This is a genomic window from Actinomadura sp. KC06 (assembly GCF_004348735.1).
In the GTDB taxonomy this organism is placed as follows: Bacteria; Actinomycetota; Actinomycetes; order Streptosporangiales; family Streptosporangiaceae; genus Spirillospora.
The window spans coordinates 1-12,189 of the sequence record NZ_SMKT01000076.1 but is presented as its reverse complement, the minus strand read 5'-3'; the positions used below and the strand labels follow the sequence as shown (position 1 = coordinate 12,189).

The 12,189-nt window shown below is 70.3% G+C and carries 10 protein-coding genes; 4 read left to right on the top strand and 6 right to left on the bottom strand.

Annotation, left to right across the window (positions count from 1 at the left end):
- Window position 1: 1 nt before the first annotated feature.
- From E1287_RS23580 to E1287_RS23565, 4 genes are all read right to left on the bottom strand, one after another.
- Window positions 2–688, bottom strand: a complete 687-nt coding sequence (locus E1287_RS23580) for a hypothetical protein (RefSeq protein WP_131967227.1) — start codon at window positions 686–688, stop codon at window positions 2–4.
- Window positions 689–1,040: 352 nt separating this feature from the next.
- Complete coding sequence (locus E1287_RS23575; RefSeq protein WP_131967226.1) at window positions 1,041–1,961, bottom strand: hypothetical protein; 921 nt, start codon at window positions 1,959–1,961, stop codon at window positions 1,041–1,043.
- 91 nt (window positions 1,962–2,052) lie between these two features.
- Window positions 2,053–3,627 (bottom strand): phosphodiester glycosidase family protein, encoded by a 1,575-nt coding sequence (locus tag E1287_RS23570; RefSeq protein WP_131967225.1) that lies wholly within the window; start codon window positions 3,625–3,627, stop codon window positions 2,053–2,055.
- 150 nt (window positions 3,628–3,777) lie between these two features.
- Window positions 3,778–4,728: a helix-turn-helix domain-containing protein gene (locus E1287_RS23565; protein WP_131967224.1), complete on the bottom strand. Its 951-nt coding sequence runs from the start codon at window positions 4,726–4,728 to the stop codon at window positions 3,778–3,780.
- A 70-nt stretch (window positions 4,729–4,798) separates the two neighbouring features.
- On the opposite strand from E1287_RS23565, the gene E1287_RS23560 reads away from it, so the two are divergent.
- Window positions 4,799–6,223: a pyridoxal-dependent decarboxylase gene (locus tag E1287_RS23560; protein ID WP_131967223.1), complete on the top strand. Its 1,425-nt coding sequence runs from the start codon at window positions 4,799–4,801 to the stop codon at window positions 6,221–6,223.
- A 1-nt stretch (window position 6,224) separates the two neighbouring features.
- Here the strand turns inward: E1287_RS23560 and E1287_RS23555 are convergent, their stop codons facing one another.
- A complete protein-coding gene (locus E1287_RS23555) occupies window positions 6,225–7,031 on the bottom strand; it encodes an SAM-dependent methyltransferase (protein WP_243719367.1) in 807 nt (268 codons plus the stop codon).
- A gap of 224 nt (window positions 7,032–7,255) precedes the next feature.
- Between E1287_RS23555 and E1287_RS23550 the strand changes: the two genes are divergently transcribed.
- Both E1287_RS23550 and E1287_RS23545 read left to right on the top strand, forming a co-directional pair.
- Window positions 7,256–8,395 carry a cytochrome P450 gene (locus tag E1287_RS23550; RefSeq protein WP_243719365.1) on the top strand — a complete coding sequence of 380 codons (1,140 nt, stop codon included), beginning with the start codon at window positions 7,256–7,258 and terminating at the stop codon, window positions 8,393–8,395.
- Between the two features lie 55 nt (window positions 8,396–8,450).
- The gene (locus tag E1287_RS23545) at window positions 8,451–10,151 is read left to right on the top strand and encodes a BCCT family transporter (RefSeq protein WP_131967221.1); all 1,701 of its coding nucleotides are present in this window, start codon (window positions 8,451–8,453) and stop codon (window positions 10,149–10,151) included.
- A 45-nt stretch (window positions 10,152–10,196) separates the two neighbouring features.
- On the opposite strand, the gene E1287_RS23540 is transcribed toward E1287_RS23545, so the two are convergent.
- Complete coding sequence (locus E1287_RS23540) at window positions 10,197–10,928, bottom strand: isocitrate lyase/phosphoenolpyruvate mutase family protein (protein ID WP_131967220.1); 732 nt, start codon at window positions 10,926–10,928, stop codon at window positions 10,197–10,199.
- 132 nt (window positions 10,929–11,060) lie between these two features.
- On the opposite strand from E1287_RS23540, the gene E1287_RS23535 reads away from it, so the two are divergent.
- The gene (locus tag E1287_RS23535) at window positions 11,061–12,110 is read left to right on the top strand and encodes an alpha/beta hydrolase-fold protein (protein ID WP_131967219.1); all 1,050 of its coding nucleotides are present in this window, start codon (window positions 11,061–11,063) and stop codon (window positions 12,108–12,110) included.
- Window positions 12,111–12,189 lie beyond the last annotated feature (79 nt).

The window sequence follows — 12,189 nt, the reverse complement described above, 5'->3', positions numbered from 1 at the left end:
GCTAGTTCTTCCCCGCGGCCGGCTTTTTCGCGGCGCCGATGGTCCGAAAGGGCTTGCCGTGATCGTCTATCACTTTGACGAGTTCCTTGTCGCCGTCGACGTACACCAGCTCAAGCGTCCAGCGACAGTCGTAGCCGTCCGTCGAGGCCACCACCCGGATGACCTCCGGATCGGCGTTCGTCACCTTGTACGGAAACGGCGCGGCCGGGGCCCCATGGAGATCCCCGCCGTCTGGGACGGGCCGAGCGACGGGCCGGGCGGCATCGAGATCCACCTCGTAAAGGCGCGGCGGCAGTGGATCGCCCCCGCATCCGTTATTGATCGCCATGGCCGGTACGGGTGCCCGCCGCTCCACGATTCTGACTCGTATCTCTTTGAGCACGAGCGCGGTGCCCGACCTGCCCCGGAGGGTCAATTCGACCGTGGTCTCGCCCGCGTCCACGGCTTTGTTGCGGCGGAGCCAGGTCTCCATCGTCTCTTGCGACCGCAGCGCCGAGGAAGGCATCTTCGATGGCTCCGGAGTGGGTTTCCGATCCGGGATCACCCAACTGCTACCACAGGGAGTGATGTACGGTTTCGAATGAACCGACAATGACTTTCCACCGGTCAGGCGCTCCGTCACGGATCGAAGTCCCGTCGAGAAGACGCCGGTGAGAGAGTTGGTGGTGACGGCCAACAGCACCGCCACGACCACTCCCCAGGCCGCCCTGCGAAAACGTTTGGGCATACCCGGACGGTCATGGGCACGAGCACTGGAACCCATTGTCTGACGGGCACTGCGCCCGACACGAGATCTTGGTCTCATCATATTCGCGCCAAACCCGCTGCTTGGTCAGGACCGGGCCACCACTCGACGCGCACCACGAGCCGGCGCGAGCGGGTGACATGCGTGGGCGAGCATCCCATATCCGCCACGACACCGAACCCGAAAAAGCGGGATTCGACTACGGACAGGCCATGACCCCAATCAAGGTCGACTGAAAAGACAGATCCGAAAAGCCGGCCGAGCAGATCATTTAGCACCGGACAATGGACGCGTTCTACACATTTCGCCGGAGCGTCGCGCCGGCCATGTCGGCGACGGTTGAAGGCGCGGCAGCCTGGACGATCCGGGCCAGCACCCTGCGCAGGAGGTTCGTCGTACGGGTCGAGCCCACCTCGTCCATCATGCTCGCGACCTCCGTCAGGACCGGCTCGGCCTCGCGCCAGTCGCCTACATGCGCGAGCGCGTTGAGAAGGTGCACGAGGTCGTTGTAGCGGCCCCGTCGACCCGACCGCAGCTCGGCCGAACGGCGCAGCAGGGGCACCGCCGCCGTCCAGTCGCCGAGCTCGGCGCGGGCCATGCCGGTGTGCCAGAGCACCTCGGCGTCATCGATCCACCACGTCCAGGACGGGTCCCGCGCGGTGACACCGTCCGACAGCGACGACCGCGCCTTCGCCAGCGCGGCGAGCGCGCTGTTCGCCTGGCCGAGTTGGGCGAGCGCGCGACCCTCGCGGATGGTGAGCAGAGCCGCGACCCTGGGCGGCATTTCGGCGTCCAAAAGACCTTGGGTGATCCGCAGCGCCTCGACGGGCCGGTGCAGATGGACCGACTGCATCGCCTGATGCGACAACTCGAACAGCTCCATGTCGCGGTCACCAGCTTGCCGGGACATCATCAGGGCCGCGTGGATGACCTGCCGCGAGACGTCCTGCCGGTCGGCGTCGTAAGCCAGCCACGCGGCGACCTCACCCGCCTCCCCCGTCGCCGCGATCAGGTCGCGCTCGACGGCAGGCAGGTAGGCACCGCTGCCGAGCCTGCGACCGGCGGCGCGGAAGGCGCGCAGCGCCATCGGAAGGATGTCCCTTCCGCCATGCTCGATGTCGAGCCTGACGAGCGCCTGACTGGTCTCGCGGACCGATGCGACGAAGGCGGCGTCGGCAGGCCGGCCATCGACGTCCGGCAGATGGGCACCGATCACTGATGTCACCCGTTTCGCCCCGGGTCGACCCGCAGACTGCCCGCTCCGAGGGTCAGCGGGCAGTGCCTCAAACGCTACTGCGGCGGCCTGATTACGGGCGGACGAGGATGACGTTGCCGAGGGAGCGTTGGCCCGTCGCGTCGGACGGGCGGTTCACGATGCCGCCGCTCCGGGTGACCAGGACGCTGGAGCCGCCGCCGTCGAGGTTCATCGCCTCGCGGGCGCCGAGCAGCTTCATGAGCTCGGCGGTCTGGGCGATACCGAGCCCTTCGCTGTAGCCGTCCTGGCGGCCGTCCACCACGACCAGCATGAGCCGTCCGCGCCCGTCCATGCCGATCATCGAGCGCGGGTTGCCGCGCAGGGCCCAGTTGTAGGTGAACGTCTGGTCGCTGCCCTCGCGGATCAGCCCGTCGGCCTTGGCGTTCACCGACACGCTCCCGTTCCTGACCAGGGTGGGGCCGACCTGAAGGATGGTGGTGTCGCGCGTCAGCGCCACGGGGCGGCCCCGGCTGTCCTCGACGCGCTCGCTGACCCGCAGCCGGTCGCCCGGCTTGACGTGGTCGAGCAGCCAGGCGGCGCTCTGGCCGGTGGCCTGGACGGTGGAACCCCCGGCAGGGACGGCCGCGCCGCGCGAGGCGTTCACCGCCGTCACCCTGTCGCGGGCGTCCAGGACGATCTCGGCGCCCGCGCCGGTGGGCGGGACACCCCATTCGGGGGTGAACAGCACCAGTTCGCTGTCGTCAGTGCATTTCAGGTCGTGCTGCGCGTTCTCTGTCGGCTGGTCGCCGCCCACGCCGCCGCAGTTCCAGATCTCGCCCGGGACCCGGTTGACGCCGTCGATCTCGACGGTGCTCCGGCCCGCGCGCAACGTCACGTGGGCGGTGTAGGCGTCCACGTCCACGGAGCGTCCGCCCCTGGTGATCTTGATGGCGCCGCGGCCCTGGGTGGCGCCGCCGATCAGCTTGCCGTCCTTGACGTAGAGGCCGCCGGGCGCGCTGTTGTAGAACCACTGCGCGTTGATCCCCGCGATCGCGCCCGTCGCGGCGGCGAGGTCGGTCAGCTTCTCGGTGCCGTTCAGGGCCGGGCCGAAGTCAGTGCCGACCGTGCCGCGGAACTCGCCGAAGTCCACGCGGACCATGTGCACCTTCTGAGGTGCCCGCCGGTCGGTGCCGTCCTGGGCGGTGTAGCGCGTCCCGCCCGCGAACCCCGCGGTCCGGATCGCGGAGAGCTCGGCCGACGCCTCGGCGCCGGTCGCGTACCGGCCGACGCGGACCGTCCAGCCGAGGGTCCCGGCGGGACGATCGGCGAACGCGGGCGCGGAGACCCGCTCCAGCCTCGGCTCGAACCCCTTGTCCCGCACCGCGCCGGCCACCCGGCGGGCGATCTCTTCCGAGCCCAGCGCCGTGTTGGCCTTGTTCAGCGGCCCGTCGATCGTGGCCGGAAGGTACACGTGGACGGTCCAGTAGTCGTCGGCGTCCTTGGCCCCGAGCGACATCGAGGTCAGCGTCACCCCGGGCGCCACCGTGGTCGTCACCGGCCGGGCACTCAGCGGGAGCCCGCCGCCGAAGAAGGACTCCGGAGCGGTCTGAGCGGTCGCCGCGACGGGGATGTTCACGGCCAGTGCGGTCACGACCGCCGCCAGGGCCGGGACGGGCTTGGGACGCATGGAGGTCCTCTCTGAGCAGGCAAAAAGCGAACAGCGTGATCATCAAAGGGTTCGCACCTTGCCCGGAAACGACCTCAAAGCGGCTTATGCGTAACAGCAAGGGGGACACCTGACCCGCCGACCGGGCGAAACCGGAGGTCCGCGCGGTGGTCAGCGTCGGGGGGCGCCGGAGAAGGTGCGGCGGTAGGCGGTCGGGGGGACGCCGACGACGCGGGTGAAGTGGTGGCGGAGGTTGGCCGGGCTGCCCAGGCCGGAGCGTTGGGCGATCTGGTCGACGGGAAGGGACGTCGTCTCCAGGAGCTCGCGGGCGTGGTCGATCCGGATGCCGCGGAGCCAGGCCATCGGGGTCGTGCCGGTCGTGGCGTGGAAGCGGCGGATCAGGGTGCGGGGGGTGACGTTGGCGCGGCGGGCGAGGGCGGGGACGGTCAGGGGCTCATGGAGGCGTCGCCGGGCCCAGTCGAGGAGAGGGCCCAGGTCGGCCGCGTCGTCGACGGATACGCGCGCGTCGATGTACTGGGCCTGGCCGCCGGGGCGGTGCGCGGGCATGACGAGTCGTTTGGCGAGGGCGCTGGCGACGGCGGCGCCGTGGTCGGCGCGGACGACGTGCAGGCACAGGTCGAGCCCGGCGGCGGTGCCCGCGCTGGTCAGGATGTCGCCGTCGTCGATGTAGAGGACGGACGCGTCCACCCGCACCTTCGGGTAGCGGCGACGGAGCTGGTCGGCGTGCAACCAGTGGGTGGTGGCGGGACGTCCGTCCAGGAGGCCGGCGGCGGCGAGGACGAAGGCGCCCGTGCACAGCGACACGATGCGGGCCCCGTTGCCGTGCGCGGCCCGGATCGCCTCGACCAGGTCGGACGGCTGGTCGTCCAGGACGTTCGCGCACGCGGGGATCACGACCGTGTCCGCCTCGGCCAGCGCGTCGAGCCCGTGCTCGGCGTCGGCGGCGAATCCGGCGGCCGTGCGGGTCCCGGCGGGGGCGCAGAGGCGGAAGTCGTACCACCCGTCGGCGAGGCCCGGCCGCTCGTACCCGAACACCTCGCACGGGATGGCCAGCTCGAAGATCGGCACGCCTTCGGTCACGGCGACGGCGAGTTTGTGCATGTCACTAATTTAGCGATGATGGTCGTTCGTGCCACTTGGGGTGCTGCTCGGGTGGGGTGAAAGTGAGGGTATGGACGATTTCCCTGTGGGGCGGGGGTCCTTCGACCCGGCCCCGGCCGCTGCCGAACGGGTGTGGCGGCATGTCGTTGAGCTGCTGGAACGCGAGCGCGAGGAGATCGCCGGACGGGACGTGAGCGCGCCGGTCGACGTCCGGCGGTTGCGGGACGCGGTCGGCGCGTACGACTTCGGACGCCCGGCGTCGCCCGAAGACGTGATCGACGACGTCGCGGAGTTGCTGCGCGCGACGACCGTCCACACGACGCATCCGCGCTATTTCGGCCTGTTCAACCCGACTCCGACGCTGATGGGCGTCGTCGGGGACACGCTGGCCGCCGCGTTCAACCCGCAGCTCGCGGCGTGGTCGCACGCTCCGGCGGCCGCCGAGATCGAGGCCCATCTGCTGCGCTTCCTGGGCGGACGGCTGGGATACCCGTCCGGGAAGGTGGCCGGGTCGTTCACCAGCGGCGGCGCGGAGGCGAACCTGACCGGCGTGCTGCTGGCGCTGACCAGGACGTGGCCCCGGTACGGCGAGGACGGTCTGCGGGGGCTGCCCGGCCGTCCGGTGATGTACGCGTCCGCGGAGAGCCACCTGGCCTGGCTCAAGATCGCGCACGGCACGGGGCTGGGGCGGGACGCCGTCCACCTCGTCCCGACCGGGCCTGACTTGCGGCTGGACGTCCGGCGTCTGGCCGAGCGGGTGGCCGCCGACCGGGCGGACGGCGACCTGCCGTTCCTCGTCGTCGCGACCGCCGGGACCACGGGCGCCGGAGCGATCGACCCGCTGCCCGAGCTGGCCGACCTCTGCGCAGACCTCGGGCTCCGCCTCCACGTCGACGCCGCGTACGGTGGCGCGGCCGCGCTCTCCGACACGCTGCGCCCGGCCCTGTCCGGCATCGAGCGCGCCGACTCGATCACCGTGGACGCGCACAAATGGCTGAGCGTCCCGATGGGAGCGGGCGCGCTGCTGACCACCGACCCCGAGGGGCTGGCGGAGACGTTCCGGGTGACGACGTCCTATATGCCGGACGACGTCCCCGACACCGTCGACCCGTACACGTCCAGCCACCAGTGGTCGCGGAGGTTCATGGGCCTGAAGCTGTTCCTCAGCCTCGCCGTCGCGGGCCGCGCCGGATACGCCGAGCAGCTCGACCGCGACGCCGCCCTGGCGGACGACCTCCGCGAGCGCCTCAAGAGCACGGGCTGGACGATCGTCAACGACACCCCGCTCCCCGTGATCTGCTTCGCCGACCCCGCCGACGGGACGTGGGAGCACCACGACGCGCTCGCCCGCCGGGTCGTCGGCAGCGGGCGGGCCTGGATCAGCCCCGTCCGCCTGGCCGGACGCGCCGCCCTCCGGGCCTGCGTCATCAGCCACCGGACGACGCCGTCCGACATCGACGAACTCGTCCAGGCGGTGAACGACGCGAGGAAGTGAGTCAGGGGACGCGGGCGACGGCGCAGAGCATGGAGACGTCCTCGACAGAGGGACGCTCCTCCTCCGGCACCTCCGGACGCCATTCGACCACCGAGGTGACACCCGGTGGAAGCAACTCAAGCCCGTCGAAGAACCGGGTGAACTCGTCGCGGCTGCGGAGCCGGAACGGGACGCCGCTGCGCTCGTTCGCCTCCACGCTGTAGGCGTACTCCTCGGCCGTCAGATGGTCCTTGGTCGCGTGCGTCATCACGAGGTGGCTGCCCGAAGGAAGCGCGGCGAGCAGCCGGGCGACGATGTCGTACGGATCGTGGTCGTCGGTGATGAAATGCATGGTCGCGACCAGCATCAGCGCCACGGGACGCGACATGTCCAGGGTGCGTGCCAGTTCCGCGTCCGCGAGGATCTTGTCCGGGTCGCGCAGGTCGGCCTGGATGTAGGCGGTCCGGCCCGCGGGCTCGCTGGTGAGCAGGGCGCGGGCGTGCACGAGGACCACCGGGTCGTTGTCGACATAGACGATCCGGGACGTCGGCTCGATCGACTGCGCGACCTCGTGGACGTTGCCCGCCGACGGCAGCCCGGTGCCGATGTCGAGGAATTGGCGAATGCCCGCCTCACCGGCCAGGTAGGTCACCACGCGCTTGAGGAACGCGCGGTTCTCGCGGGCGGACAGCGCGACGGTCGGGAACGCGGACGCGACGACCCCCGCCGACTCCCGGTCGACGGCGAAATTGTCCTTCCCGCCGAGCCAGTAGTTGTAGCGGCGTGATGGGTGCGCCTTGGTCGGGTCGATCCCCGGCGGAACCTCCACGATGCCCTCGATTCGTCGCCGCCGCGGCCCCCCGCGGCGGAATTGAAGATCGCAACTCCCTATTGTGCAGGGGGGACGCTGGAGTTCACACTACCGGGGTCCGCACCTTGCGCCAGGCCGCCGAGGACGCGCGGGGACCGCAAAGGATCGCTCACACGGAAGGCGGGGCAGTGGGCCTCTTCTATAGTCCATTCGACTTTGCGATTCAGGACGACCCTTACCCGGTGTATTCGCAACTGCGCGAGAAGTCACCGGTCTACCGGAACGACAATGACGACTTCTGGGCGCTGTCACGGCATGCCGACGTCGTCGCGGCGCTCAAGGATTCGGACCGTTTCTCCAGCAGGAACGGCCTCCGGCTGGAGCCCGCCTTCTGGGGCCCGGACGCCGAGAAGTTCTTCTCGTTCGTCGCGATGGACCCACCGAAGCACACCCGGATGCGGAGCCTCGTCTCGCGTGCCTTCACGCAGAAGCGCGTCCAGGAACTCGAACCGCGACTCCGCCAGATCGCTCGGGACTGCCTCCGCCCGCACCTGGAGACCGGCTCGTTCGACCTGATGACCGACTTCGCCGCCCGCTTCCCCACCGACGTGATCTCCGAGCTGGTCGGCGTCCCCGAGGCCGACCGCGACAAGGTCCGCGACCTCGGCATGGCCATCATGTACCGGGACGAAGCAGGCGACGCCCCTCCCGGCGACCTTCCCCCGGAGGCGCTCCAGGCGATCGGCGCCCTCGTCGGCTACTACACCGAACTGACCATCGAGCGCGCGAGGGAGCGCAGGGACGACCTCCTCTCCGGCCTGATCGACGCCGCCGAGGGCGACGACCGGCTCACCCCGGAAGAGATCGTCGGCGTCCTTATCCTCCTCGTCGGCGCCGGGATTGAAACGACGATGCTCCTCCTGGGCAACGCCTGGCACGCCGCCTGGCAGCACCCGGACGAGCGCGCCAAGGCGTTCGCCGGACGCATCGAGGACTGGATCGAGGAGACCCTGCGCTGGGACCCGCCGTCCCAGGCCCTGGCCCGCACCACCACCGAGGACGTCCACCTGCACGACGTGACGATCCCCGCGGACGCACGCGTCCTACTGCTCGTCGGCTCCGCCAACCACGACCCGGCCGTGTTCGACGCCCCGTCCCGCTTCGACCTCGACCGCGACACCAGCGCCTCCCTGGCGTTCGGCAACGGCCGCCACCACTGCCTGGGCGCGAACCTCGGCCGCCTGGAGGCCCGCATAGCCCTCACCGAACTCACCACCGCGATTGCCGACTACGAGATCGACATCACCCGGGCCCGCCGCGTCCGATCCTCCAACGACCGAGGCTTCGCCTCCCTCCCCACCCACATCACTCCCCGCCGCTAACGAATTACTTGTTCGTGAAACTGATCGGCGAGTGATCGGGGAATGAGTGAGGGTCATGGAGACCCTCAAGAGCGGATCCGGCGGGCGGGACGACGAACCCGGCGGTATGCCCGGGTCCCTCCGGAAGGAGGGGCCCGCGCGCACCGACTGGATCGTGTACGGCCTGACCGCGGGCGTGGCCGCGGCGTTCGTGGTCTGGGGCGCGGTGTGGACGGACAACCTCAGCTCGACGGCGCAGTCCGCCCTGGACTGGCTGCTCGCGAACCTGGGCTGGCTGTTCGTCCTCGCCGCGACCGGGTTCGTGATCTTCTCGTTGTGGCTGGCGCTGAGCAAGTACGGCAAGATCCCGCTCGGCCAGGAGGACGAGGAGCCGGAGTTCCGGACGGTCTCGTGGGTCGCGATGATGTTCAGCGCCGGCATGGGCATCGGGCTGATGTTCTTCGGCGTCGCGGAGCCGCTCACGCACTATGTGGAGCCGCCGCCGGGGACCGATCCGTCGCAGAGCGAGCCGGCGATCGAGACGGCGATGGCGACGACGATGTTCCACTGGACGCTGCATCCGTGGTCGATCTACGCCGTGCTCGGGCTGGCGATCGGGTACGGGCACTACCGGCGCGGCCGCAGCCAGCTGATCAGCTCGGCGTTCGTACCGCTGATCGGACGGCACGGGACGGGCCCGGTCAGCAAGCTCATCGACATCCTGGCCCTGTTCGCCACGCTGTTCGGGTCGGCGGCGTCGCTCGGCATCGGCGCCCTGCAGATCCGCACCGGGATGCAGGAGGCCGGGTGGATCGAGACGCTCGGCACGACGATCCTCGTGCTGATCATCGTGGTGCTGACGATCTGCTTCATCCTGTCGGCGGTGTCCGGCGTCGCCCGCGGCATCCAGTGGCTGTCCAACATCAACATGGTGCTGGCGGCCGTCCTCGCGTTCTTCGTGTTCGTGGTCGGGCCGACGGTGTTCGTCCTGGAGCTGCTGCCCACCTCGATCGGGGTGTACATCCGCGACTTCGGCGAGATGGCGTCGCGGTCGGGCGCGACCGGCGGCAAGCCGATGCAGGACTACCTCGCCGACTGGACGATCTTCTACTGGGCGTGGTGGATCTCCTGGTCCCCGTTCGTCGGCATGTTCCTCGCCCGGATCAGCCGCGGCCGCACCATCCGCCAGTTCGTCGCCGGGGTGATCCTCGTGCCGAGCGTGGTCAGCCTGGTCTGGTTCGCGATCTTCGGCGGGACGGCGATCAGCCAGCAGCGCGACGGCCTCGACCCGTACGGGGACGGCTCGGAGGAGCAGATCACCTTCAACGTCCTCGGCAACCTGCCGTGGGAGATGCTCACCGCGATCGTGGTGATGGTCCTGGTGGCGATCTTCTTCGTGTCGGGCGCGGACGCGGCGTCGATCGTCATGGGGACGCTGTCGCAGCGCGGCTCGACCTCGCCCGCCCGCTGGATCGTGATCTTCTGGGGCGCGATGACCGGCGGCGTCGCCGCGATCATGCTGGTGATCGGCGGGGACAAGGCGCTGAACGGCATCCAGAACATCACGTTCATCGGCGCGCTGCCGTTCGCGATCGTGCTGATCCTGCTGTGCTTCTCGCTGGCCAAGGACGTCCGCGACGACCCGATGATGCGCCGCCAGATCAAGGGCGCCGAGGTGCTGGAGGACGCGGTCGTCTCCGGCACCGAGCGCCACGAGGGCGACTTCGAACTGGTCACCCGGCAGTCCCCCGACAACGAGACCCCGGCCGATCGCTGATCCGGACCGGCAAGGGCGCCCGGGACGGACGCCCTCGCGGCCGGATCAGGCGTAGGGGTTCTCGCCTGATTTGAGGCGGTTTGCGAACTCCTTCAGGGCGTCCAGGGCCCGGAGGTACGGCATCGGGCCGTAGGAGACGCGCGCGACGCCGGCGGCGGCCAGGTCGGCGAGGGACGAGCCGGGCATCTGGTTCGCGTTGACAGGGCCGGGCAGCTCCTTGACCAGGGTCGGGACGGCGTCCAGCGGCGCCGTGATCGGGTACACGCAGTCGGCGCCGGCCTCGAAGTACAGGCGGCCGCGGGTGATCGCGGCGTCGAGCGGGTCCGGCGCCTTGGCGACGAACGTGTCGGCCCGCGCGTTGATCACCAGCGCGTCGCCCGCGGCGGCCCGGACGGCGGCGATGTACTCGGCCTGCGTCTCCGGCTCGGCCAGTTCCCCGGCATAGGTGTCCTCCAGGTTGCAGCCCGCGGCGCCGATGGCGAGCAGGCGCGCGACGAGCTCGCCCGGCTGCAGCCCGTACCCCGCCTCGGCGTCCACGGTCACGGGGACGGACGCGGCGCGGATCACGCGCCGGGCGGCGGCGAACATCTCCTCGGCGGGCGCGCCCTCGTGGTCGGGATAGCCGAGCATCGCGGCGATGGCGGCGCTGGCCGTCGCGAGCGCGGGGAACCCCAGCTCCTCGACTGTCTTGGCGCTCGCCGCGTCCCAGACGTTGGGCAGCAGCAGCGGATCACCGGGACGGTGCAGGTCACGGAGTAGTGCGGCGTGTTCGGTCATTCGGTCTCCTTTCCCATCATCAAGTGGGACTAGGCAGACCGCTGAAGTGTGACACCCGCCCCGGACATTTTCCCCGCCCGGCGGGCTGGGTTAGCGTCGAGATGATCAGACATCCGCGATGAGGGAGTGCGCATGCTGCCGTGGTCCGCCGAGCTCGCCGGCCGCCTGGAAGAGCACGTCGTCAGCAGCGAGCTGCTGCGCGGCAACCCGCTGGACGACCCGCACGAGCGGCCCGTCCTGGTGTACGTCCCGCCCGGCTACGACGACGATCCGGAGCGCCGCTACCCCAGCGTGTACGCGATCCAGGGGTTCACCGGGCACATCGAGATGTGGCGCAACCGGATGCCGTACCGGCAGCCGTTCCCGGAGACCGCGGACGCGGTGTTCGCGTCCGGCGAGGCCCCGCCCGCGATCGTGGTGTTCGTGGACGCCTGGACGGCGCACGGCGGCAGCCAGTTCGTCGACTCGCCGGGCACGGGCCGCTACCACTCCTACATCTGCGACGAGGTCGTCCCGTGGGTGGACGCCCGCTACCGGACGCTCGACGCCCCGGAGCACCGCGCGATCAGCGGCAAGTCCAGCGGCGGCTACGGCGCGATGATCACGCCGATGCTGCGTCCGGACCTGTTCGGCGCCTTCGCGACGCACGCGGGCGACGCGCTGTTCGAGTACTCCTACATGCCCGAGTTCCCCAAGTGCGTCCGGCATCTGCGGAAGTACGACGGCGACATCTGGCGCTGGTGGGACGACTTCAACGGCCGCGCCTCGTTCACCAGGCCCGAGGACATGGACCTGCTCAACGTCCTCGCCATGGCGCTGTGCTACTCCGCGCGCGAGGACGGCACGCCCGAGCTGCCGTTCGACCCGGTGACCGGCGCGATCCGGCAGGACGTCTGGGACCGCTGGCTGGCCTGGGACCCGGTCCGGATGGTGCCGGGGCACGCCGAGGCGATGCGCTCGCAGCGGGCGATCTGGATCGACGGCGGGACGCGCGACGAGTGGTTCCTGGACGTCGGCGCGCAGGCGTTCCGGCAGGCGCTCCTGGACGCCGGCGTCCAGGAGGACGTGATCCACTTCGAGCTGTTCGAGGCGGGGCACGGCGGGATCGACTACCGCTACCCGCTCGCCCTCGCCTGGCTCTGCCGCGCCATCGCCCCCCGGCGCCGCGTCATCTCCCCCTGACGCTCCGCCAACCCTGACCCTCCGTGCCGCTAACCCTCCACCACCCCTAACCCAGCGCCTGTCTCTTATACACCTCTGA